General features: G+C 46.2%; 15 protein-coding genes. 8 read left to right on the top strand and 7 right to left on the bottom strand.

Translation table 11 applies throughout. From position 1 onward, the window contains the following. Nucleotides 1-4 precede the first annotated feature (4 nt). Complete coding sequence (locus B7991_RS01025) at nucleotides 5-1456, top strand: BamA/TamA family outer membrane protein (protein ID WP_254917792.1); 1452 nt, start codon at nucleotides 5-7, stop codon at nucleotides 1454-1456. 101 nt (nucleotides 1457-1557) lie between these two features. Here the strand turns inward: B7991_RS01025 and ruvB are convergent, their stop codons facing one another. Both ruvB and ruvA read right to left on the bottom strand, forming a co-directional pair. Beyond that, nucleotides 1558-2595 (bottom strand): Holliday junction branch migration DNA helicase RuvB, encoded by a 1038-nt coding sequence (gene ruvB, locus B7991_RS01020; protein WP_088629195.1) that lies wholly within the window; start codon nucleotides 2593-2595, stop codon nucleotides 1558-1560. A 38-nt stretch (nucleotides 2596-2633) separates the two neighbouring features. Next, nucleotides 2634-3242 (bottom strand): Holliday junction branch migration protein RuvA, encoded by a 609-nt coding sequence (gene ruvA / locus B7991_RS01015; protein ID WP_088629194.1) that lies wholly within the window; start codon nucleotides 3240-3242, stop codon nucleotides 2634-2636. Between the two features lie 324 nt (nucleotides 3243-3566). Here ruvA and B7991_RS01005 point away from each other — a divergent pair, with 324 nt between their 5' ends. From B7991_RS01005 to B7991_RS00990, 4 genes are all read left to right on the top strand, one after another. Continuing rightward, nucleotides 3567-3758 (top strand): hypothetical protein, encoded by a 192-nt coding sequence (locus B7991_RS01005; RefSeq protein WP_088629192.1) that lies wholly within the window; start codon nucleotides 3567-3569, stop codon nucleotides 3756-3758. A gap of 131 nt (nucleotides 3759-3889) precedes the next feature. After that, entirely contained in the window at nucleotides 3890-4075 is a 186-nt protein-coding gene (locus B7991_RS01000; protein ID WP_254917791.1) for a hypothetical protein, read from the top strand. 73 nt (nucleotides 4076-4148) lie between these two features. Then, nucleotides 4149-4859 carry a type 1 glutamine amidotransferase gene (locus tag B7991_RS00995; protein ID WP_072830128.1) on the top strand — a complete coding sequence of 237 codons (711 nt, stop codon included), beginning with the start codon at nucleotides 4149-4151 and terminating at the stop codon, nucleotides 4857-4859. Nucleotides 4860-5144: 285 nt separating this feature from the next. Then, nucleotides 5145-5687 (top strand): hypothetical protein, encoded by a 543-nt coding sequence (locus tag B7991_RS00990; RefSeq protein ID WP_088629191.1) that lies wholly within the window; start codon nucleotides 5145-5147, stop codon nucleotides 5685-5687. A gap of 824 nt (nucleotides 5688-6511) precedes the next feature. Here B7991_RS00990 and B7991_RS00985 read toward each other — a convergent pair. Next, a complete protein-coding gene (locus B7991_RS00985) occupies nucleotides 6512-7801 on the bottom strand; it encodes an FISUMP domain-containing protein (protein ID WP_088629190.1) in 1290 nt (429 codons plus the stop codon). 674 nt (nucleotides 7802-8475) lie between these two features. Here B7991_RS00985 and B7991_RS00980 point away from each other — a divergent pair. Then, nucleotides 8476-9996 (top strand): hypothetical protein, encoded by a 1521-nt coding sequence (locus B7991_RS00980; protein ID WP_088629189.1) that lies wholly within the window; start codon nucleotides 8476-8478, stop codon nucleotides 9994-9996. Nucleotides 9997-10088: 92 nt separating this feature from the next. Here the strand turns inward: B7991_RS00980 and B7991_RS14940 are convergent, their stop codons facing one another. Together B7991_RS14940 and B7991_RS00970 are read right to left on the bottom strand one after the other, a co-directional pair. Beyond that, nucleotides 10089-10736, bottom strand: a complete 648-nt coding sequence (locus tag B7991_RS14940) for a hypothetical protein (RefSeq protein WP_088629188.1) — start codon at nucleotides 10734-10736, stop codon at nucleotides 10089-10091. 1095 nt (nucleotides 10737-11831) lie between these two features. Continuing rightward, a complete protein-coding gene (locus B7991_RS00970; protein ID WP_217898020.1) occupies nucleotides 11832-13490 on the bottom strand; it encodes a fibrobacter succinogenes major paralogous domain-containing protein in 1659 nt (552 codons plus the stop codon). 323 nt (nucleotides 13491-13813) lie between these two features. Between B7991_RS00970 and B7991_RS00965 the strand changes: the two genes are divergently transcribed. Continuing rightward, a complete protein-coding gene (locus tag B7991_RS00965; RefSeq protein ID WP_088629186.1) occupies nucleotides 13814-18949 on the top strand; it encodes an InlB B-repeat-containing protein in 5136 nt (1711 codons plus the stop codon). Between the two features lie 213 nt (nucleotides 18950-19162). Here B7991_RS00965 and B7991_RS00960 read toward each other — a convergent pair whose 3' ends face one another. After that, nucleotides 19163-21505 (bottom strand): DUF748 domain-containing protein, encoded by a 2343-nt coding sequence (locus tag B7991_RS00960; protein ID WP_088629185.1) that lies wholly within the window; start codon nucleotides 21503-21505, stop codon nucleotides 19163-19165. A 108-nt stretch (nucleotides 21506-21613) separates the two neighbouring features. Here B7991_RS00960 and B7991_RS00955 point away from each other — a divergent pair, with 108 nt between their 5' ends. Then, nucleotides 21614-23281 carry a glycoside hydrolase family 9 protein gene (locus B7991_RS00955; protein ID WP_088629184.1) on the top strand — a complete coding sequence of 556 codons (1668 nt, stop codon included), beginning with the start codon at nucleotides 21614-21616 and terminating at the stop codon, nucleotides 23279-23281. Nucleotides 23282-23426: 145 nt separating this feature from the next. Here the strand turns inward: B7991_RS00955 and B7991_RS00950 are convergent, their stop codons facing one another. Then, a complete protein-coding gene (locus B7991_RS00950; protein ID WP_159462295.1) occupies nucleotides 23427-24428 on the bottom strand; it encodes an ElyC/SanA/YdcF family protein in 1002 nt (333 codons plus the stop codon). Nucleotide 24429: the final 1 nt, after the last annotated feature.

Genomic DNA, 24429 nt, shown 5'->3' with positions numbered 1-24429 from the left:
GGAAATGATACGTTTGGTGACATTACTGGTGCTTGTAGGTGTATTGAGTTTGCCTGCGCACGCGAAGGAGTCGCGCGAGACCGTGCAGGACACTTCTTCGAGTTCTATGTCATTTTTCGAAATTATTTCGTGGCCCTTTATCCATGTTATCCAGCCGTTCTTTGGCTCGCTCGTCTATCCGATTTCGGCCCCGTTGCATTACGCTGTTGATAATGGCGTTGCAGACAAGGCGGTGGACCTGATTACCTTTGGCGAAAAAAGGAACATCCTCATTTATCCGGTGTTCAACCTGAAGCCCGGGAGCTCCACGATGATCGGCGTGAGTTACCGACACCGGAACTTGTTCCAGAAAGGCGACTATTGGGTTTTTGAAGGCCATTTCTATGCCAATAGCGACGTGGATTTGCAATTACGTTATTCAAAACAAGCGCTGTTCGGGAAGCGGATGTACGGGTCTATGGGGTTCAACTTCTATATGGACCGCGACGATAGCTTTATCATTCCGGGAACGAGGGAATCTTTTCAGCAGGCCGATACGACAATCAACCTCACGGGGCGAATTGGGTTCCCGCTTACGGAATCGAGAAACCTGAACCTCAGTTTTGGTACTGGTTTTGAATACCATATTACCGATTTTACGGATACTAAGGATTCGGTGCTGGATGACCCGAAATTCCCGATTGAAGATCGTGCCCTTTACCAGAACCATTTTGAAATCCCGTTTTACGCGAACCTTGTCTTTGATAACCTGGATTTCCCTTATGCACCGTCAAGGGGCCAGCGCCTGAGCCTCAAGACAACTTATAATTTGGTAGGGAAGTACGGCGGTATTGATGCCGATGACTTTATTGCTTCCGGTATAAATCGCAAGGAAGATTTGAAAGATGGCGGCATGAATCACGATTATGTGAGTGTTGAAGCGTTTTACCAGATATACTTCTATATAGGGAATGCCGACAAGTACGTGCTTACTGCAAAAGAAGGCCGAAAGACAAGAAGGTTCTATACGGACTTTTCCTTGAACGAAGCGCTTCGCGTGTGGCGCCCGGAAAACTTGGTAGAAACGCTTTTTGAACGTCGCGTCTTTGCGTTCCAGTTCCGATTCCAGGGAATGTGGGAAATGGAGAAGGGCGGAGCCCCTTATTCGGCGTTCCCAACGTTGAATGCCAGGTTCCCTTTGCGTGGGTACACGAGTTCCTGGACGTCTCCGTTTATGATGGGCTTGTCAACGGAATACCGCTGGCCGGTGGACCGCCTGGTCGATGGCGTCGTGTTTGACGAATACGCCATCATCAGCGATAAGATTAACCATTGGTCAACGAAAAATCTGTATAACTCATGGGGCTTTGGCGTTCGCGTGCGCAAGCCCGATATGTACCTGTTCCGTGTGCAGTTCGCCTTTCACAGTTGGCATGGCATAAGCCTCGTCATTACGATTGCCCCAGAATTCAGATAATTCCTTACAGCAACAGTTCTGAGGGCTTGCGCATTTCATCATTCTGAGGGCTTGCGCATTTCGTCATTCTGAGGGCGCAGCCCGAAGAATCCAGTGACTTTTTACAGCAATAGTTCTGTTTGCTCGCTGTTGAATGTTTTGGGAATGGGCTTGTGCAGCATCTTGTAGGCGTTTGCTGTGGCGACGCGCCCGCGCGGAGTGCGTGAAATAAGCCCCTTCTGGAGCAGGTACGGCTCGTAGACTTCTTCGAGCGTGTCCGGCTCTTCGCCCATGGCGGCGCTGATTGTTCCGAGACCCACCGGGCCTCCGTTGAACTTGTCGATCATCATCGCGAGAATCTTGCGGTCGGTCGGGTCGAGGCCTTCGCTGTCGATGCCGAGCATTTCGAGCGTCTTGAGGGCAGCGCGCTCGTCGATGATTCCTGTACCGCGCACTTGAGCCACGTCTCGGCAACGCCTGAGAACTCGGTTTGCCACACGAGGTGTCCCGCGGCAGCGCCCGCCGAGAATCTTGGCGGCTTCTTCCGAGAGTTCCACGCCCAAAATGCGGGCGCTACGCATTAAAATCTTGACGATATCTTTTTCGTTGTACAGTTCCAGGCGGTACTGCAACCCAAAACGGTCGCGGAGCGGCCCGGTCAAAAGCCCACTGCGAGTGGTCGCGCCCACAAGCGTAAAATGCTTGAGCGGGAGATTCACGCTCCTTGCCGCAGGGCCAGAATCCAGCATGATGTCGAGGCGAAAATCTTCCATGGCGGGGTAGAGGTATTCCTCGACCACGCGGTTCAAACGGTGGATTTCGTCGATGAAAAGAATGTCGTTCTCTTGCAGGCTTGTAAGGAGCCCCGCTAAATCGCTAGCCTTTTCGAGCACGGGACCGCTTGTAATGTGGATGTTGACGCCCATTTCCTTGGCTATGATGCTCGAAAGCGTTGTCTTGCCAAGTCCCGGAGGGCCTGCAAACAGGCAATGGTCCAGCGCATCGCCGCGCTGCCTTGCGGCTTCAATCGCAATCGAGAGACTTTCCTTGATGTCGTCCTGGCCTGTAAATTCGCTCAGGCTGGGCGGTCGCAGATTGCGGTCGGAATCGCCCTCGTCAAAAGAGCACTTCTGTGGAGAAATTATACGCTGATCTTCCATTTTTGTTTGTCATGCCCGGCTTGACCGGGCGTCTCCATTTACAAATATTTTAACGCCTCTGGGATAAGTGCGGCGGCATCGGCGCCATCCCCAAGAACCTCGACGGCCTTCACGACGGCCTTTTCTGCTGTTGGGTCCTTCACCCCGAGCGTATGCAGAGCCAAAACCGCTTCCATCTTTGCGCCCGTCAAAGCGCCGACACTTGTAATGCCGCTGCCTTCGACATCGCCGAGGGCCTGCAGCATGTTTGAAGCCTTTTCCTTGAGCGTAAGCGTCATCTGTTCGCAAGTCTTTTTGCCGAGCCCCTTGATTTTCCCGAGTGCCGCTTTGTTATCGCTGGCAATCATGTTCAAAAGGTCTGCCGGTGTGCTCCCGCTTAAAATGCGCTGGGCGAGTTTTGGGCCGACACCGTTTACATCCAAAAGCATCAGGAACAGGTTCTTTTCGGTCGTGTCAGCAAAGCCAAACAGCGTCATGGAATCCTCGCGTACCACGAGATTCGTGTGCAATGTGACCTCGGCCCCTTCTTCGGGCAGCTTGCCTGCAGTAAATGCCGAAATATTGATGCCGTAACCGACACCGGCGCATTCTACAACGACAAATGTGGGCGTTTTCTGCACCAGAATTCCACGGATTCGCTCAATCATAAAATCTCCAAATATGCACTTTTGTGCTACTGCACAAATATACAGTTTTTAAAGGGCTCTGTCAAGCCATTTTATACATCTAGGCGGGCTTAGCAAACATTTTCCATTTTGTCAGCCCATCGAAAACTGTATTTTCGCTTCAAAATCGCCGTTTTTAGTCTGTTTTGGCCATTTTTGGTTTCCGCAGCGTTTCCGTAGCCATACGATTTGGTGTGACAGAGCCGTGGTGATTTTTGCAGCCTAAAAACAGTTGGAATGCAGTGACCATGCAATTTTGTAAAAAAATACAGTTTGGCTTGACAGAGCCCCACAAGGAAGTGCAACATGAAAAATTCCGAAGTAATCAAGGTCACCAAGGGCCGCCAAAGAGAAGCCCTCAAAATCGTCAAGAGAATCGAAGCCAGGCTGATGGCATTCCAGACAAACAAAAAAAACAACTGGGGCCACGCCGGTTCCATGGGCGCTCTCTGGGATAAACTCATTGAAACCGAAACCTTCACCGACTTTCTCAAGTAATAGGAGCGACGCCATGACCCTCGAACAAAAGATGGATTTCCTCATTGAGAACGGAATCGCCACCGAAGAAGAAATCAAGCTCGTGACCTGCATCAACGGCTGGAACGACGAAACGTTTGACGACATCTACTATGCCCGCGCCGGCCCACTGCAAGGTCAGCCATTGCTTGCCCGCTCACCGCGGCGAAGAAATCACGGACTCCGTGATGGACAATCTCGACGTGAACATGAGCTTCGAAGAAGCAGAAAACCGCTTGCATGCACACAAGGCTGTGCTGTGGCAGGTCATGAAGCCGACTAGCGAATTCGGTAAGTAATTTTCGGCAGGCAAACCGCCCGCTCAAAAAATTAGCCCGCGAGAAATCGCGGGTCTTTTTTATATTTGCGGTTATGGAAACCTATATTTTTCAGCATGTTGAATACGAAGGTCCGGGAGCGATTCTCCCCTACCTGCAGGCCAAGGGGCACAACGTTCATATCGTGCGCCTTTACGCCGGCGACCCCATTCCTCATGAAGACGACGTGGACTTCGCCATCTTGATGGGTGGGCCCATGAGCGTTCTGGACGAAACAAAGTACCCTCATTTTGTTCGCGAAAAAGAACTTTGCTGCGACATGGTGCAGCTGGGCAAGCCCCTTCTGGGAATCTGCCTCGGTGCCCAGATGATCGCAAGCGCCTTTGGCGCGGCCATCAAGAAAAATCCCGAAAAGGAAATCGGCTGGTTCCCCGTCACCTTCACCGGCGATGCAGTCGAAGAAATGAATTTGCCCGAAAGCCTGGACGTTTTCCATTGGCATGGCGAAACCTTTGACATTCCAGAACTACCGGGCATTGCAGAACCATTCGCCTTTAGTGAAGCCTGCCAGAATCAGGCATTCAAAATCGGCAGCGGAATCGCATTGCAGTTCCATCTAGAAGCCACGCCCGAATCCATGGAAAGCATGTTAAAGAACGGCGACGACGAAATCAAGGCAGGCATTGCCGCAGGTTTTGACTACGTTCAAAACCCGAAGGACATCCGCATTGCCGGTAAGACCGCCATGGGCCCCGCCAACGAATTGCTGGTAAAAATCTTGGATTACCTGTTGGAAGAAAAATAAGCAGGATGATTTTGAATAAAGGCAAATAGGTTCTGTGACCGTTGGCTCTGTCAGGCTAATTCGTACTTTTTTACAAAGACTGCCAAAACGCTGCGAAAATGACCTGACAAAGCCTAACTACCAAGGCCAGTAGAAGAGTGCGACAAGGAAAATGACTCCGATTTTGCCTCATGATGTTCACTTTCTGCAAACACATGCACTCAGCTGCCGTTTAGACGCTCCGCCCGGACCACAACCGCTAGCACCACCAACAAAATAGACGGTCAGATTGCTATTTTATTGAATATGTCAAAGCAATTTATCGTTTCATTTCTTTTTATATGCGCCATCTCAATGGCGTTTGCGCATCCTTACGATGACATAGACTGGGAAAAAGCAAAAGCTCCCAACGGCTGCTTCAACAGTTCAGGAGCATTTTGGTGCGAAGATAAAGCAAAAGGTTTTGTCACAGTCACCATGCCTGCAAAAAGGATGCAATATCTTTATGCAAAGATAGATGGTCATTCAGGGTTCTATGTCAATTATTGTAAAGACCTCATTACCTTGCCGACAAAAACGGACAAACAAGCTGCCGCCGCCCTAAACAAAGGTGATTACGAAAAATTTCATGCCTATCTCACAGAAGCTATGATGACAGGTGATTTTACCTGGACTTGCATGGGTGAGCGAAAAATCAAATCTGTTTTTTGTCTTGGAAATAAAGATTGGAGTGGTAACTATTACATAAAAATTTCCAAGTATGATGAATATGGCATTTTGGACAGCGAAAAAGAAACCAGTACCCCAGAAAAAGATTACTGCAAAAAATTGTTAGACGCTGTTGAATAACTTACGGATTATCTACTGATTGCATACATGCTCACCATTATTTCGAATAATGCAGAATCTCTAAATATGAAAAACTGCTAAAAGCTAAACATCTTCTTTAGATAAAAAATAGGTCGTCAGAATGTGGATTTATAACGTGTGCAAGGTTCGCAAGCCGGAAGGCAACGGATATGAAATCTTGGAAAGGTTCACTGACAGAACCGCGGCGTATATGCTGATGTTCGCCTTGATGAAGGCTGACAAATCAGACTCAGTCTATTTCGTTGAGCGAATCTCGGATAAGAAACTTCGTAAATAGTAGAATAAGTAGTAAGTCATATCATTATATACAATAGTGGACACGAGCTTTTTCCAGGGTTACGAAACGGGTGTAAAAGCCCGTTTTTTCGTTGCTTCTGGCGGTCTTTTTAGGACTATCGAAAGAGACTTTATTTGTGATTCCACGGTGCGATTCTAGGCTGATTTTGGGGCTAAAACCATGTTCAACTATTTGGACTATGTTTCGCGAGTCCAGAAGTGCTCCAAAACGCGAATATGGCGATTCTAGCCTAAAAACGGTGATGGACTATTTTTGACGGGCTAGATATAGTGAACAGAAAGACATTAATAAAAACGGCTCTGTCAAGTCATTTTATACGGTTCCATTGCCATAGCAAAAAATGTCGGTTTCGTAAGCCCCTCCGAAGCTGTTTATTCACTACAGAATTGCAGAATTTAGACTTTTTTGGCCATTTTTGGTTTCCGCAGCGTTTCTACAGCCATACGACCAAGCTTGACAGAGCCCCCAATAAGACTCTGTCGGGTCAGCATTGGATAGGCTTACGCTACTTACAGTACCACATGGCCGCCCAGAACATAGTGTAAAGGTCATCTTCGTTGTTTCCGGCGCTTGTTCTGCTTGTGGATTCTGAATGGGGGTCTTTTATATAAACAGATATTGAGTCACTGTCGTCGATAAAGTACTTGAATTCTTCTTGCTTACTGTTTTTGAAATGCCAGGTGTTTATGTCGTCCATCAGCATTTCGTCGCACTGGTAAATTTTATCTGGATCATGGGGGATGCCTGAATGGGGTGCTTCTTGTTCGGGATAATCCATGAGGCAGCGAATGGAAAAGGCAAATTCCTTATTTCCCATCGACAATGGAAAGACTTTGTCGAGGCTTTGAAATTGTATGGTAGCGATTGATTCCGTTCCCATTTCGTTGGAAGACCAAAAGACTGCATTGTGATCAACCGGATTGAATACATCCGCTCCGTATTTAGGTCCGTTAGGGATCACGCTAAAGCCGTACTTGTCAGTACCTTTTGCTGTGTCGGCCCAAACCTCTGCTGACTTGAGGTCGCGGGCCGCAATGCTTTCACCGCCAACGGCGTTGAAAAGCTTTTGCCATTCCCAGTAAGAGGGTATGTGGAATCCTTCTGGGCAGATGCCTCGCGCTTGGCTTTGTGGCTTGCATAAATAGCCTTGTTGGCAGCTTGTATCAGTCATCGCGATGTCCCAGGTGTACAGGTATCCTCGTTGATTCTGGCTTTGGAATCCTTTTGAGGTGTACCCGTACCATGAATCTTTTGTGTTGGCATATTGGCTAGCTTTGTATCCCAGGTTCTCGGCCATCCAGGTGTAATCGCCGATTTTGACGGTAGCATAGTATTGATTGTCTCTGGAATCCTTGAAACAGCCATACTGAACGTTTGGGTTCAAGTATTTCCAGTTTTCTTTAAGCGCCGGGGCCTCGCTGCAGGGACTGAATAAGCTGGAGGAGGAAACAGTTGCAGACGAAGATTCTTCGGAAGACGATGATTTACCGGAAGAAGACGACTGTGATGACGAAGATATTTTGGAAGATGAAGATTGTCCAGAATGTGAGGATGTTGTTTTTGAACTGCTGCTAGATACAGGACTGCTAGACGTGGGCTTCGTAGAACTGCTACTTTTTGTTGATTGTTCTTTGCGGGAACTTGATACGGCATTGTCTTTGAAAGAGCTGCTACTGGTTTCTTCTGCAGAAGAAAAAGTGGCTATTTGATTGTCCGGTGAAGTAGAAGAATCATCGCCGCAACCCCAAAGGAGGATTGCGCTAGCTGTGTACAAAATGCTCAAAATTTTTTTCATAAGGTTTTCTTTTGTGAGAAAGTTCTTGTTATGTTGTAAAACTAGATAAATTTACTGTTAGCTTAGCCAGTACAACCCGAACTTTTTCCCGAGATTTGCGAAAACACAGCAAAATAGGCCGTTCGGCTCCAGTGAACCCGTAACATTGAAAAAAATACAATTTAGCTTGACAGAGCTCTTTGAAGGGCTCTGTCAAGCCAAATTGTATAAAAAAGCCCCCAAACCGTCATGATTTGGAGGGCTTTCTTGTTTGCCAAGAGCCTATAGCAACCCGCCGCCAGTTGTTGGAGGTTCCGACCCTGATGTTTCCATCAGCTGTGCCTGATGCTTGAGCTCAACCACTTTCACTGTAGGGGTTGAGTATTCCTTTTTCTGGTTACCCAAGCAAGTAAGGCCCGCCCAGTCGCAAGAAGTATATCTGCCAGAGCTGGTTTTGCAAACTCTTTCGCTAGTGCCGTTGATTGTCGCATCACTAAGAGTGACCGTGGCCCCATCGGCGATGGAAATCTTGTAAGGCTGAGATTTTCCTTCAAGCGTTCATACAAATTCTCCCGGTCGTAATGACGCCATTAACGTGTTTCGAGTAAAAAAAAGTTATACAATGAAAAAATAAGTTATTTAAAAGTATTTTGTTTAATACAAACAGACTCACCTAAGAAGGAATCAATTATTTTATGAACAACAAAGGCTTAATCATCACAGCTTCTGACGAACTCTCTTCAGCAAATGGCGATGCTGAAAAAATTAAGAGTTTAAGAAACGAGTACACTCGTCGTGCAGCGAACAGAACAATCATGGAGAACATGTTTAAACGGAACTGCATCACGCCAACTAGCATTCATAACGTAACTCTAGACGTGCTCAAAAGCACCATCAAAGAAACATTTCAAGACGCAACTGATTCAACATACAGTTATATTTACATCAACTGTCATGGATCCACAAATGCTCTGTGGCTATACATGAATGGCGACAGGACGGCCTCTCTTTCTTTTGCAGATTTGCGAGATATTTTGGACGAAATACCAGGAATGAAAGTACTACTTATCGAGTCCTGCCATTCTGGAGCAAGCATCACTCCCAAAAGTACTCTCAGAAAAAAAATCAACATTACCAGAGACGATCTAAGGGCATTCAGTCAATCCATCATTTCTGCATTCAAGCCTCGCGCAAAAGCAGCGATAGCTACAAGATCCGCAACAGTTAAGAAAAGCGCCCTACGATATGGCGAATTCAAAGTAATCACAGCTTGTCAAGCTGCCGAAAGTGCATGGGGTAATTTAAGCGGCAATAGATTCACGAAGCATTGGGCTAAAGGCTGTGGCTGGGACTGGGAAAACAACCGCAGTCAGGACCGTGCCGCAGATACCAACGGCGACAATCTTGTAACCCTCCCAGATTTGGTAGCCTACTCAAGACATGAAGTTATACAACAAAACGAAAACGGAAAAGTCGTAGAATATGATCAAGACGACGCGTGTTATCCAGAAAACGACTTTGAGCCGGTTTTTGGAGACAAACCGCTAAGCGCACGTGACGACGCCATCTACAAATACTACATAAGCCAAGGCGGAGTTGATAGCGTTTACAAGTACCCTATTGGTCCCATAACCAAATCGTCGTCCGGCATTACTTATCAGGAATTCGAAGGCGGTGTTATCGTAGAAAATAAAGATGGTTCCGCAGAAGGATATTCTAAGATTAAATTAGTCCTAAAGCACGTCGCGCAGGCTCACAAAATCAACGACGGCAAAAAGAATACAGATGCCGAATTATTCCTCACGATAAGCATAAAGCAAGATGGCAAAACAATCGTCGATGCTGAACGCTGGCCAAAACTGAGCATAAGAAAACATGGGGGCAAGGCGTTTGACATCGTTTACGAAGGAGCCGGCACTAACGCGCTTCACATTCCTGGTAAGAATGTATTCTATGTTTCTGACATTCTCAACGCCCAAAGCAAAATTGATGTAGAAATTGACGTATGGGATTTTGACTTACACAATCAAGCCGATAAGATCAGTTCTTTCAAGTATTCTCTTGACATGGACAACGGATGGGGATATGGCAAATCTCTAACAACAGATTTCAAAAAAACGGCTTTCAGAGGAGATCGGCGCATTAGAGAATATCTCCGCATGTCAACCGCAAATGATAAAATTCATCTAATTTTTGATATTGAAAAAATAGGCTAATTGATCCAATTAGTATCTCCGAAAATTTATCATACCAAAAAGAGCCGGTGAATGTACATCACCGACTCTTTCTTTAATATAAAACGTTTAATTTACTTCAAAATAACGTTCTTGGCGTTCACCATGCCATTCTGTTCAATTTTCACGACATAGCGGCCGCTCGGCACCATCCCGGCATTCCACTTGATTTGATGGACGCCCGGCTGGAGATTCTTTTCTGTGATGTTTGCGACAACGGCGCCATTGATTCCAGCGATGGAAATCTTCGCGTCACCAGCAGACTGGAGCTCGACTGCCACGGCAGAACGGTTCAAGCCCTTGATTGCCGGAGCGAGCGGAGCAATTGCAACATACGAGCTGTTCACAGAATTGTGCGCGTCGGCAACTTCGGCAGACTTGGCAAGATTCTGTTTTCTAGTAACCAAGTGATAATCTGTATTGTCGTCTCCATCCATAATGATCTTCATTCGGTCTATAATTTTCTTTTCATTGGCTTTATCTTCAGAAAGCTCGTAATAATACCAAGAATCGCTACTTCTCCCACTATCTTCATCATCTACATGAAGAGTACTAACAGCAAGATTTGGTTTGTTCACGTTTGCAAAAACGGATGTATTGTAATCGCTTGTATACGTGCCATCGAGTGGGTACACTCGAGTAGCATTTGGGTCTTTCGGAACAAAGCAGTATTCTAGAGTGACGTCTTTGCCAATGACGTTCGGCCACGCAGGGCCTATCACAGTATTCGAACCATTACTGTTTTCCGTATCATGGGTACGACTAAAAGGGATAGACCCAATGGGGCAGTTTTCGTCTAATCTTAAAACGGCATAATCATAGGAAACCCTAGGAAGTTCGTCAAATTCATAAATACAATATTTGAAATTAACATTGCGTCCCGAAACATAAACACCATTCGGTATCGGACCTGAAATTGCCGAGGTGCAACCAGATTTCTCGGAATTAAGACTTATCATGACATCTTGGAAAACTGTTGTTCCACCAAAAGTATTTCCACCGCTTTTGCATACCGAGCCGTTTTTACTAAGAATTCCAACCCTAGAACGAAGATTCGGATGTTGTCCATCTAAAATTTCTCCGTCCTTCGATTCAACAACGGCATTGTGGAAACCTTTTCCCCAAGGGTAAGGTCTCAGGGCATGATTGTACTTATTTGCTCCATTAATCAACGCCGTAAAGAATACTGTAGGTGATGAAGGATAGTAGCTATTTGAAGGAATATTTGTATTGCTAAAATCTAACATCACTCTCCACACATGCGAAGATACCCTCTGAAGTTCGATTTTTTTTGCATCAGCAGCGTAACCGGTTTTTTCCGGGATGAACAAGGGCATTTCGTTAGCTACATCATTCGAGAAATAAAAATAAACTTTAAATCCGTTCACGCCAAGGCTTCTCTGTGTCGAGATTCTAAAAGACGGTGAGAATATACCACCGCTCGTGCCAACTTGGTCATTAGGGCTGCCAACCACTGTTAACGCAGAGCTCATTGAAACGGCGGCCAATAAGACCGATAAACATAGTTTTTTCATTTTCTTTTCTCCTTGTTAAAGAAAAACTACGTGGTGAAATATAACAAAGACAAATTAAATGTCAATATGTTATCTATAAATTATTACAAATAATTTTATATATATAACGTTTGTTTGAAATAATGGCGTTTGAAAAGTGATATAATACAGTTGTTATACAAAAAGAGCCAAAATTGGTAAATTTTTCAGCAAGTTGCTGAAAAATTAATCCTATTCCCCAAAAAACGCGAAAACCCGCTTAAAAGAGCGGGCCTCGTTGGAATGTCCTTGTAAATTGGATCCTTACGGAATCTTTTTTACCTTGATACAGCGTACGCTAAAGTAATTATTCTTGTACTCATATCCTGTACTTGCGTCAATGCCGTAGTAGCTAGCGAATAGATAGACTCCATTCCAGGAATCGCTTTCAGAGGCGCTCCAAAAATATGTAAAACGGCCTTCGTCGCCCGAGACTCCGTGCATGCTTGTTGCTCCTGCAGCCAAAGCAGTGAAACCGACTGCATCGATACCGTTGCCGGCGTTTTTATAGGGGTCCCAGCCGCTTGTGGATTTCAGTCTGTGACCAGCGAAACCATTTCCGCCTACATCTTCGAGCAGTGTTCTGAATTCGGACGATGTGGGCAGTCTCCATCCATCAGGGCAGATGTCTTTGGCCTTTTCTGTAGAAGTACATTTTTGCTCAAAACCGCAATTGGGGTCGTTTCTAGCGTCCACCCATGTGTAAAGGCGTCCGTACTTATCGCATTTATCCGTTGAATTTTCGTAGCAAATACTTTCCTCTGTCTCGTAATTCAAGTTTTCGGCCATCCAGGTGTAATTGCCGATTTTGATGGTTTTATAGGTTTTTCCATCGCGGGTGTCTTTAAGCGTACCTTCTATAGGCTCTTCTACGAGATCTTTGACGCAGCGGACTGGTTTTGCTGCTTCTCGGGATCTTTCGGTGACATCCCCCCAGTCATCGCCGTCCCTGAAACGCATGGCGTAGACATAGATGTTTGATTCTTCCGTAGAAGACCAGAAATTTAATCCTTCGCTATCGTATGTGCCATCGCTATCCCTATATCCGCTCGGAATTGCGGAAAAACCGTAATCATTCGTGCCTTTTATGCCACCAAAGCCGACCCAGGCTTCCGATTTTAGTTTTGTACTAGCGTAGTCTTCGCCGCCAATATAACTTATTAGTCTTTCCCAGTCGTTTTTGCTGGGTAAACGCCAACTTTCCGGACAGATGCCTTGTACTGGTGCTATAATTTTGCATTCCTTTCCGGCTCCACAATCAATGCCTTTGTCGGAGTACGTCCCGGTAGAATCCATAGCTGCGCCCCATGTGTAGAGCCTTCCTGTGGTATCGCAATTTGCAGGTTCGTCATTTAAGCAGAAGCTGCCACCGCCATCCAGGTATTTGAGGTTTAGGTTTTGCGCAAACCAAATCTGGTCGCCAATGACAACCGTCTTGTAAATTTGCTTGTCTCTGGGGTCCTTGAATTCTCCATAGCTTATGGCCGGATTCAGGAATTTAGAGATGATTGAAGGCTCGGAACTCGAGCTACTCGACTTTTCTGAGCTGCTGGAGCTTGATTTTGCAGAGCTACTAGAACTCGACTTTGTAGAACTGCTGGACTTGTCCGATTTTTTTGAACTGCTAGACTTATCGCTCTTTTCTGAGCTGCTAGAACTCGATTTTTTCGAGCTACTGGACTTGTCCACCTTTTTCGAACTGCTTGATTTTTCGGTTTTCTTGGAACTGCTTGACTTGACGGAAGAAGAACTCTTCACCGGTTCCCTGTCAACAGTCCATTCTCCATCGACGCACGTGTAAACGACGTCATCGACTTCGGCTTCTTCCTTAGAGTCGCAGGAATCTGGGAGTTTCTTGTATTTGGGAATTTCATCCTTGGCGCTGTTGGAACTGTCGTCCCCGCAAGCGATTAGGGTTGCCATAAACAAAACTGCGGAAAAGGAGCAAAGATAAAACTTTGACATAATTCCTCCTTGAATTTTTGTTTGGGATGATACCTTTTTATTAATATATCTTTTTTATTACAAAAATGATAAAAATATATTCCAGTTTGGTATGGCTGCAATACTCCCTTATAGACATTAAATACGTAGGCACAACGCTTTAGCGATCTTATGGCGTTTTAAAACGGCATTTTGGCTGAAAAAAAGAGAGCCAAAATAAAAAACAAAATGCTGTTTTTTTTTATATCTTTCACTTTTTTTTATAAAAAAGCCCCTAAAAAAGACGAAAAAATGGAGTAAATATGGTTGAGAGAAAATGCTCACTTTGGATACTTGTCCTGGTTGTAGCGAACGTTTGGGCCGCTAATGTTTGGGATGGCTCGGTTGCAACAAGCTTTGCTGCCGGTGAAGGAACGGCTGCATCGCCTTATCAGATTTCGAATGGAGCGGAACTAGCGCTTTTCGCTCAGAAAGTCACAGCTGGCGCGACGACTTTGTGCGCTGTGCTTACTGACGATATTTACTTGAATGAAAATAGTGAAAACTATGCGGAATGGGGCGAAAAGCCGCCGGTGAACCACTGGAGTACACCGATTGGTCTTGCTCAAAAACAATATCAAGGTGTCTTTGATGGCAAGGGCCATAAAGTTTATGGTGCGTATTTGGACACGGGCTTTGTGGCTGGATACAACGGTATTGGTTTCTTTGGCACCATCGGTGCTTCGGCAACGGTGAAAAATTTAAGTGTTGAACAGTCCTATTTTGCCGTTCAAGGGGAAATTAATAATAATCCTCATATCGGTATTTTTGTTGGCGTTTTGTCGGGTGGTAAATTGGAAAATGTCAGCGCTAATGGCTTTGTTTATTCCAATGTTAATAACACTACGACTTCAGCTATGTATTCTGAAGTTGGATGCCTTATTGGCTATGCAACAGGCAGTTCCGCTGCGCATTCGGCTGTGAAAAATGCAATCGCAAATTGTAAGATTGTCGCTGCTATTGAAAAGGGCTCGACGGGAGGTAACTATCACAGTATTGGTGGCCTCATTGGTAAGATGGGTGAATTGACCCGCGTCGAGAATGTCTATTCTCGCAGTTCTCTAAAGCATGCTTCGAAAACAGCTGTTGCAGGTTTGTATTATGGTGGAATTGTTGGTAATATGGCCTTGAATACGGACACGCTGTACAATGCTTATTACAACATTAGTGAAGTGGGGGAGACTAATGCCCCGCAGGCTGCAGTTGGTTCAACGGGTGGCGTGAGGAGTAATGTCCTTGGCAAGTTGACGGTTAACATGAAGTCCGAGGATTTCGCGAATGTCTTGGGTACTTCGTTTACCTACACCGCAAAGCAGAATGATGGCTATCCGCAGTTGGTTGTTTTTGAAGGTGATTCTGCATTTGAAGGCGGTGATGGTTCGGAAGATAAACCCTTCCTGGTTGGTTCTGCAAAATCTTTGCGTGCTGTTTCTGGTCTTGTGAATGGCATGAATGATGTGTATGCTTCCAAGAGCTACCGAATGGTTGATGATGTTGTTTTGAATGAAGGCGATGATGCCTCGACAATGACCTATTTATGGGAACCTGTGGGTGTGTCTGATAAAATTACTTTTGAGGGCCGATTTGATGGTGCTGGCAAAAGCATATACGGATTGATTGTCCCGGGAAAATACATTTATGCAGGTTTGTTTGGCGTAATTGGGGCTAATGGCATTGTCGAAAATCTTTCTATCAGGGATTCCAAGATTAGTGGAATTGCTGTTGCTGGTGCCTTTGCGGGTTGGAATATTGGTTTAATTCGTTACTGCTCGAACTACTCCCTCGTTGATTCATATTCTACTACCAGAAGTGTCTATGCGGCAGGGATTGTCGCTGGGATACGTCAAGGTGGGCGCGTAGAGTATTGCTCAAATTATGGAAAAATTCACGCGGATGCGGCTGGGGCAACCTTGCATGGTTATGCTGGTGGTATCGCTTCGGAGAATATAGGGCTTATTTCTCGGAGTATAAATGAAGGCGAAATTGCTTGCGATGCTTATGCTGGCGGTATTGCATCTTACAATTATTTAGGAACCATCGAAAACAGTATTAATACGGGTAAGGTTGATTCTCAAAATAAGGCTTTAGCGGCTAAGTATAATGATTCGAATATGGCAAAGTATTCTTCTGCAGGTGGTATATGTGCCATAAATAAAGCCAATTCCACGGTTGTAAATTCGTACAGCATTTCTAATGCCGTGATTGGATCCAAAATTGCACAAATCGTTGCAGAAAACTCTGGTACAATTGATAATTGCTACTTCGCTTCGGGCAAGGTTTCTGGTGCAAATGTGTATTCTGCTAATTCCGGAACGGTGACCAATAGTGCTGCAGAGCTTGTAGGCCGAATGAAAACGGGAGCATTTGCTTTGGTTCTTGGCAACGCTTATAAACAAGACGATGCCGTTAATGATGGTTACCCGACATTCCTTGCCGAAGGCGAAACGTTTGGCTCTGCAAATCTGTTTGAAGGTGGCGATGGCTCCGAAGGTAAGCCTTTCCTGATTGCCACTGCAACGCAGCTCCGCAATATGGAATACTTGGTGAACAAGAAAAACAAGGAATACGGTGCAAGCCATTATAAGTTAATTGCTGATATTTCTTTGAATGAAAATAGCGAAAACTACATTAATTGGCATAAGGTGGCTCCGGCCAATTCTTGGACTCCGATGGGATCCGATACGACCGTTGGTTTTAAGGGTGTATTTGATGGTAATGAATTTAGCATTGGCGGTATTTATGCAAATGCTAAGTTCAGCGGCCTTTTCGGTGTCATTGATACTGGAGCCGTTGTAAAGAATTTGACCATTAAGGAATCGTATATTACGACGACGAACCGTTCGGGCATGGTGGGAAGTGTTGCTGGCTATGGCAAAGAAGCAACTTTGGAAAATGTTGTCAACGAAGGTGATGTGTTGGGCCTGTATGCTGCAAATGTGGGCTATGATACGTTGAGTTCGGTTGGTGGTATTATTGGACGTATGCATGGTGGCATTATCAAGAATGTTTCTAATAAGGGTAATGTAAAAGGAATGGGAACTGCTTTGAAGTCCAAAGTAAGCAAGGCTCTTTCTAATGTCGGTGGAATCAATGTCGGTGGAATTACAGGCATTGAATATAAAGGTGTGATTGAGAATGCTTCGAATTTCGGAAGTGTTTTAGGCAGAAACTATTCCATGGATACGGTATGCTCGAAGGTTGCAGTAGGCGGTATTACGGGTGGCTTGTACGAAGCTACTTTGAATAATGTTCAAAATTCCGGGGAGCTTTCTATTCAAGGCGCAGATTCTGCTAAAGCTGCTTTGTCTTGGCCTCGCATGGGTGGAATTGCAGGATGTGCATATTCCTCAAAAATAACGAAATGCCTTAATAGCGGAAATATGACAGGCTATGTTTCGACTGCTTTTACGACTTCGGGTACATCGATTGCTTTGGGTGGAATTATTGGTCGTGCTAATAGTGGTGAAAAAGATCTTGTTGTAAGACAGTGCAAAAACGAAGGCGATATCAATTCAACTAGTAAGTATGCATATTCTGCAAACTATGCGGGAGGCCTTGTGGGATTTATTGATAATGCGAAAATTTCAATTGAAAATTCCTATGCGACTGGAAAGTTGAACTTGCAGACAACTGAAACTTCGAATCCTAAAACGGCGGTTGTTTATGCGGGAGGTCTCGTTGGTAATCTTAATAAAGATGGCTACATAAAGGGTTCTTATTTCAGCGGAACCATTTTGAATACTGTCTCTGCATCGACAAAGGATATTCGTGTGGGCGGTGTTGCTGGTACAAATGCTGGCACAATCATTGGCTCTTACTTCGACAAGACCGTTGCTGGAATTACTAATGTGGCAGGAACGAATGCTGGTACGCTTACAAAGGTTCTCGCCCTTACTACAGAAGAAATGCAGACAAACGAGTTTGCTTGGAAGCTCAATACTCTTGGCGGTGATGCAGAAAATGCAGGCGTATTTACTCGCTACAATGATTATCCGGTATTTGCTGATGAATCTTATTTGCCGATTTACCGAGTTGTCTTTGATGATGAGGTGAAAATTTATAACCATTATACGAGTCATAAGGGCTATGTTGATGCCCCTGCTGAACCTGAACCGGCTCCAGGTGAACAGTTCGTGGGCTGGACTGATGGTGACAAGTATATGCTCCAGAACCGTCAAGTCATTAGCAAGGATATGACGCTTTATGCCTTGTTTACCTTGGTGACTGAGCCTGTTTATTTTATCACGTTTGTCGATGGTAGCGATGTCTATGTGAAGGCTACTGAAAATACGGGAATGATCAAGACTTTGCCGACTGCAAAGAACATTCCGATGGGCCATCATTTTGATGGTTGGTTTGATAACGTGACGAATAAGGAAGTGACTACGGAAACAATCTTTACAGGGATTGCGACTGTCGTTGCCAAGTATTCGGCAAACCTTTACAAGATCATGTTCCTTGATTACGATGGCTCTGAAATTTCTAGCCTTGAAGAACCTTATGGCAAGATGCCGACTGTGCCTAAGGCTCCTGTTCGCGAACCTGTCGATGGAACTGGTTACAAGTTTACCGGTTGGGATAGCGAAGTGGCTATTGTGACGGGTGAGGCTTCTTATAAGGCTGTTTATGAGTCTTATGAAATCGTCTCCAGCAGCTCGGCGAAATCTAGCAGTAGCTCGGAAAAGTCGAGTTCTAGCTCTAGCGACGCTAAGTCCAGCAGCAGTTCTGCAAATTCTAGCAGTAGTTCCGAAAAGTCGAGCTCTAGCGACGCTAAGTCCAGTAGCTCAAGCGTTGAATCGAGTAGCAGCGAAACGGTTGTTTCGAGTTCTTCTAGCTCTCGCAAAGACGAAAGCTCTAGTAGCTCGGCGAAATCTAGCAGTTCGAGTGTTGTATCGAGCAGCAGTTCTGAAAAGTTGAGTTCCAGCTCTAGCGAAGCTAAGTCTAGCAGCAGCTCCGTAAAGTCCAGCTCCAGCACGGCCAAGTCTAGCAGCAGCTCCGTAAAGTCCAGTTCCAGCACGGCCAAGTCTAGCAGCAGCTCAGTAAAGTCTAGCTCCAGCTCCAGCACGGCGAAGTCTAGCAGTAGTTCTGTGAAGTCAAGCTCTAGCTCCAGTAAGGCGAAATCTAGTTCTAGCTCTAACAAGGCAAAGTCCAGCTCTAGTAAGAGTAAGAGTGCTTTGCCGGTTATTGCCCAGATGCCGCACCTCAAAATTACAACTCTCGGTCGCGATGTTCAGATATCCGGTGCCAGCGAAGGTGTCGCCTATGATGTACTTGACTTGCAAGGCCGTGTTGTAATGCAGGGCAGCGCCAATGCCGCGAACTTCAACCTCTCCATGCCACGCGCTGGCCACTACTTGGTACGTGTTGGAGCTCGTCAAAAGCTGGTTGCTGTAAAGTAATCCTTAGCGATTTCCATTGAACTCAAAAAAGGTCCCGGCTGATTGCCGAGACCTATTTTGTATAGATTCTACAGTTTTTTAATTTGTTATTTAATTGAAAATTAATCCAAAATTTGGGATTACTTTGACCATATTCTGTTGCGTACAAATACAACAAAAAATGGCGGACAAAAGTCCGCCATGATGCTTTTTATAGCCTTGTGTCTGCGTTTTTTACTGCACGTCTACAGTGACTTTGTACATCGGCTTGCCCTTGTAGCCGCGGAGGCCATCTCTCGGGGCTGTGATGACTTTCAGGTTCTTCTTTGTGATTCCCGGCTGTGCACGCAAGACCTTGAGCAAGTCTGCATTGCGCTGGGCAGCCATCTTGGGGAGGACCTTCATCATGTAATTCTTGTCGATTTCTGCGGAGTGTTCCTTGACGTATGCCTTGAAATCCTTGTCGCTTTCGTCCATCTCGTCGATGGCTCTGTGATCAAGTTCATTCAGTTCAGTCTTGTTGTTCTTTTGCTTGTAGAAATCAATCTTGAGCTGCTTGATCTTGTATTCCCTGGCCGTCTTTCTCGGGTTGTAGTATTGCGTGAATGTGAGAATGAGGTTCGGATCTTTCTTGATCATTTCCGTCATCTTGATGGCTTTGGCGTATTGTTCGCTTGTGAACGTTTCTGTGTTTGCATCGATTATCACTTCATCGTTCTTGCCGAGGTCAAAGCCGAGAGCGTTGGCGCCTGCCATGGCAAGGTTCCCAACGAGTCTGAACGGAGAGATGGCGACCTTCACGAGTAGGTTCACGACGGTCTTCCAAATGATCTTGCCGTAAGAGAATTCCGGGTCGTCCAAGTTGCCCTTGACCGGCACATCGAACTGAATCTTGTCATCCTTGTCCTTCAAGATGTAGAGACCAATCTTCATCGGAACAGTGTATTCCGGGTCGATGTCGTCTACCTTGTCGCCGACGGTGATGTTGTAGATGTCGATTGTGTTTTTGCTATCGAGGTTGCGGTCTACAATCTTGTTCTCGCTAGCGAAGGCGAGCGTACCAGCCTTAAGCGGATAGGCTGTGTAATGCAGAGAATAGTTCGAGAAGTGCTTGAGGGCAAGGTTCTTGATGCTGATGTAAATGTCCATTGTCTTGAGGTTGCTGAGGGCGCCGTGGTACTTGAGCGAGAGGCTGCCACCTTCCGGGAATGCTGCCGTGACGGTCACATTACAAGGCGTGTCGTAGTTGATGTTCTGGCCGCTAACGGTAATGGCGCTCACCTTGTAGTTGAACGGACGGATGATGGTGTGGTCCGTTGCGGTAACGACGGTGTTCTTCACGAGCAACTTGTTAATCTTGGCCTTGAGCTTCTTTGCGGCTGCCGGCTTTTCTGCAGTAGCTGCTGTGCTTGCCGAGTCAGCTACGGCCTTTGTCGTGTCGGCAGATTCTTGCTTTGCAGTTTCTGCGGCCGGTTCTGCTTGCGTAAAGTCGACTGCGGCTGAATCCGTGGTGTTTGCCTGTCCCTTGTTCATCGGGGCGAGGAGCACGTCGAAGTTCGTCTTGCCGTCCTTGTACAAATCGATATGGGCAAATGCTCCATCGACAATGACGGAATCGATGAGGAATTCGTTATCGGTCAAGTTGGCCTTGCCTATGCCGACGGTGACGTTTTCGGCACCGAGCTTGCTTCCGCTTTTTTCGGTGAGGTCCACCTTGTCAAGCTGGACTTGGCCCTTGACGTTAGAAGAAAGGATGCTGTTCAGGTTGCCGCTGATGGCGATGTTTGCAGAGAGGAAACCGGAGAAGTCCTTATAGCTGATGTAGTCGTTCAGGTAGGGTTTGATGCAGGCGAGTGCAAAGCGGTTCAGGTTCAGGTAAATGTTGAAATCGTAAGTCGCCATGTTGGCATCGACCTTCACGTTCAGGTCGCCACCGTCTGCAAACTTGAAGCTCACATCCACGCCGGTTGCGTTATCTTCGAGGTAGATTGCCGGAATGTTGATGGAGAAGTCCTTGAGGTGGAACTTCGAGCCCACTTTTGTGTCTTGGTAAATAATGTTGCCCTTTTCAAAGACGATATTGCGGAGGCTGAGCTTGACCGGGAGCCCGGCTGCGATTTCTGCAGCGCTCTTGCTTGTACTGTCCTGGACCTTCTTTTCGTCCGGGTGTTCGGCGTAATAGAGGCTGTCTTTTGTGGCGAGGTGCTCCAGAATGCTGGAGAAGTTGAATCGCTCACCATGCTGCTTGACGCGCACGTAAAGCGCCTTCATGTAGATGTCGCTAATGTCGAGTGTCCTCGTAAAGAGCTGCATCGGGTTGATGTTGACGCTGAACTTCTCGAATGCGACAAAGGGCGTCTTGTCGTCCGATTCCATGACCGCGAGCGTGTCTACGTCCAAGACGTAGGTGAACGGGTTCAGGCTGATGTCCTTGATGGTGATGCTTCGGCCAATCATTTCCTTGGAGTGCTCTTCGATGTAGCTACGTGCAATCTTGGGCGCTACGAGTAGTGTGACGAAGTAGAGGAGGATCAAAGATCCTATAACGATAAGGGTAATTTTGAGTGGCTTTTTCATAGTATAAAATCTAAATATAATTGTGATAAAAATGTTATGTTCCCTGTAGTAAACACGTCTGTCGAGATTTGTTTTCCGTCTTTGTCCGAAAAAAGTTATTCTTAGGGTATGAACGCGAAAATCCATTATTGTCATCCCGGTTACGTTCCCTCGGCTTCCAAGATTTTTTTAGTGGCTTTTTCGGAGGACGTTTCTTTGTCTTCGGTCAAGTTCAAGATTTTGAACAGCGATTCTCGAGAAGTCTATAAGGGTGCAACCGAAAAAATCTGCCGTTGTGCATATACGGGCGAGTTCTTGTATAAGGGCTTTTTTACAGCCGTTACTGCACCGGGGCGTTACCAGATTGTCCTGGATGACTTTGATGTCAAGTCGCATTGGTTTGAAGTTTCGGATGAATGGCTTGTTCGCGAACTCAAGGCGAATATCAAGTCGTTCTATTACCAAAGGAGCGGTGTCGAATTGCCGGAGCGCTTGGCGGGGATTTGGGCCCGCCCTGCGGCACATTTGGACGATAAGCTGGAATTCCACCCGACGATGGAACGTGCGGGGCTTTGGAACGCTCATGGCGGCTGGTACGATGCGGGCGATTATGGCAAGTACATTGTGAATGGTGGCGTGAGTGTATCGACGCTGATGCTTGGCTGCGAGCTCATGCAGGCTCATTCTCAAAAGTCCTCGATTGTTGGCGGTGCTGCTTTCAAGGAAACGTACGAGCTGCCGGTAAGCTTGCTCGATGAAATCCGTTTTGAACTGGAATTTTTCTTGCGCATGCAAGACGAAGATGGGGGAGTGTTCTTCAAGGTGACGCCATACCGTTGGGATGGCTTTGTAACGCCGTCGGAATCGGATGCTTCACAAAAGCGCTATATCCTTGGCAAGTCTACGTCTTCGGCATTGAATTTTGCGGGTGCACTTGCTCAGGCGCATCACGTTTACGCGAATGTCGATCGCGAATTTGCTGAAAAATGTTTGTTCGCTAGTATCCGTGCTTTCCTATGGGCCGAGAAAAATCCCGAAGTCGATTGGCCGCACAACACCGAAGGCAGTGGTGGCTATGGCGATTCGGATTTAGGCGATGACTTTTTCTGGGCGCGGGCCATGCTGTATCGCGAACTGAAAAATGTTGAAAGTATCGCAGACGTGGGCGTTGCGGGTATGCTCGAACGCATGGAAAGTCAATTGTTGGTGGATATGGATACGTACTTGCCGACGTACGGTTTGCAATGGCGCTCGACGCAGAACTTGGCTTGGTTTGCTTTGGCTACGACGGATTGCAAGTGGAAAGACCGCGCTCGAATGGCGTTCAAGTACACGGCTGATGAAATTTTGCATTTGCAAAATGAAGACCCGTATGGACTTTCGATCCGCAAGTTTATTTGGGGTAGCAATGGTGATATTGCAAACCATGCGCTGACTTTGTATTTGGCGTATGAATGGCTTGATGATTTGAAGTACCGCAATGCGGCAATGGAACAAATTGAATTTATTTATGGCAGGAATCCTGTGGACGTGAGCTTTGTGACGGGCTCGGCCTGGAGTTCTCCGAAGTTCCCGCATCACCGCATTAGCCATTCCGATGGAGTTGAGGCTCCGGTGCCAGGGCTTGTCGTTGGTGGCATTAACGAAGACCGTCAGGATACGCACAGAAACCCGCATTACATGGGCGAATCTCGCGGCATGTCCTATGCTGACGAACAATGCTCTTTTGCAAGCAACGAAGTCGCTATCAATTGGAGCGCGCCTCTCACCGCAGCACTGTTGCTCCTAAGCGTTTAATCCACCGCTTCTTCGTCATCCTGAAGCCGCTTCTCCGTCATGGGGCTTTGCCCCATCCAGTCAATTCTTGTCGTTGCATCGCTAGATTTTACTGGGTTCTTCCACCTTCGGTGTCAGAACGACGTAATAGGGGGTGTCTCTCTAGTTATTTCTTGCCTTGCTTCGCAGGCGTCTTGTTTGGCGCTTTAGCATCAGTTTTCTTTTCCGCAGCCTTGTCCTTCGGCGTTTCTTTAACTGTAGCTTTGGGCGCGTCTTTAGGCTGCTCCTTGACTTTTGCCGGAGCTTTTTCCTGCGCCTTACTTGAATCTTTCACAGCTTCTTTTACAGTCGCTTTTGTACTTGTTGCGACAGAATCCTTGAGGTCTTCTTTCTCCGATTCAACCTTTATCTTTTCTTCGATCTTCGGGAGAATCTTTTGCAAGTTCACCTTGGGGCGCATTTCTTTCTTGTATTCGGCGTAAGAACGGATGGGCTTGTAGTAAGAAGAATCACCTGCGCTAAGCGTATCGATATTGAACAAGTCAAAGTACGAAGCGAATAAAGCAGCCCAGCTACGGAGCCAGTCTTTACGGGATTCTCGGTTGTTGTACCAGCAGGCCGGATTGAAAGTAATGTGTTGAATATTCGTTGTCAGAAATACAGGGCCGTTTCCAGAAAGCTTTTGGAAAATTCTTTTGACGCGGTATGTAGATGTTGCGCTTGTGATGAGAAGAACCGTATCAATATTACGTGCTTTTAACCATGGAATTAATGTGTAAGCTTCGCTGATGGTGGAGGGGTCGTTGTGCGGAACGAGAAAAACGGCATTGCTATCAAATGATCCGAGTTTCATGAAATCGTCCGCGTAAAATTCAGAATTGCTGCGGTCTCTGAAAACGCGACGGCCTAAAAGCAGCACGGAATCCGCTTTGCCTTCTTTTAAAAGATTGGCGGCAAAGTCGCTGCGTTCCAAATCCGATGTCTGACCGTCCAAAACGGCAACCCATTTGACATGCTCAAAGTCGTCATCTTCAACAAGCCACAGGCCACTTTTCTCGAAGATGACATAAGTCAATACTGCGATGACAAGCAAAATGAGCAGCGCTATGCCCACGCTGAAGTTCTTTTTCTTACGATCGTTCTTGTCGGATTTTCGAATTATTGACAAA

Source organism: Fibrobacter sp. UWB3 (assembly GCF_002210405.1).
In the GTDB taxonomy this organism is placed as follows: domain Bacteria; phylum Fibrobacterota; class Fibrobacteria; order Fibrobacterales; family Fibrobacteraceae; genus Fibrobacter.
Note: the sequence above shows the minus strand (reverse complement) of the source record. Positions and strands in the feature narration are given on the sequence as shown.

Excerpts from the sequence above, each read along its gene's own strand:
- B7991_RS01005 (WP_088629192.1), top strand. The coding sequence starts at position 3,567 with ATGAAAAATTCCGAAGTAATCAAGGTCACCAAGGGCCGCCAAAGAGAA.
- ruvA (WP_088629194.1), bottom strand. The coding sequence starts at position 3,242 with ATGATTGAGCGAATCCGTGGAATTCTGGTGCAGAAAACGCCCACATTT.
- B7991_RS00955 (WP_088629184.1), top strand. The coding sequence starts at position 21,614 with ATGAACGCGAAAATCCATTATTGTCATCCCGGTTACGTTCCCTCGGCT.
- B7991_RS00960 (WP_088629185.1), bottom strand. The coding sequence starts at position 21,505 with ATGAAAAAGCCACTCAAAATTACCCTTATCGTTATAGGATCTTTGATC.
- B7991_RS00985 (WP_088629190.1), bottom strand. The coding sequence starts at position 7,801 with ATGAAAAAAATTTTGAGCATTTTGTACACAGCTAGCGCAATCCTCCTT.
- B7991_RS00965 (WP_088629186.1), top strand. The coding sequence starts at position 13,814 with ATGGTTGAGAGAAAATGCTCACTTTGGATACTTGTCCTGGTTGTAGCG.
- B7991_RS01000 (WP_254917791.1), top strand. The coding sequence starts at position 3,890 with ATGCCCGCGCCGGCCCACTGCAAGGTCAGCCATTGCTTGCCCGCTCAC.
- B7991_RS00970 (WP_217898020.1), bottom strand. The coding sequence starts at position 13,490 with ATGGCAACCCTAATCGCTTGCGGGGACGACAGTTCCAACAGCGCCAAG.
- ruvB (WP_088629195.1), bottom strand. The coding sequence starts at position 2,595 with ATGGAAGATCAGCGTATAATTTCTCCACAGAAGTGCTCTTTTGACGAG.
- B7991_RS00980 (WP_088629189.1), top strand. The coding sequence starts at position 8,476 with ATGAACAACAAAGGCTTAATCATCACAGCTTCTGACGAACTCTCTTCA.
- B7991_RS00990 (WP_088629191.1), top strand. The coding sequence starts at position 5,145 with ATGTCAAAGCAATTTATCGTTTCATTTCTTTTTATATGCGCCATCTCA.
- B7991_RS00995 (WP_072830128.1), top strand. The coding sequence starts at position 4,149 with ATGGAAACCTATATTTTTCAGCATGTTGAATACGAAGGTCCGGGAGCG.
- B7991_RS01025 (WP_254917792.1), top strand. The coding sequence starts at position 5 with ATGATACGTTTGGTGACATTACTGGTGCTTGTAGGTGTATTGAGTTTG.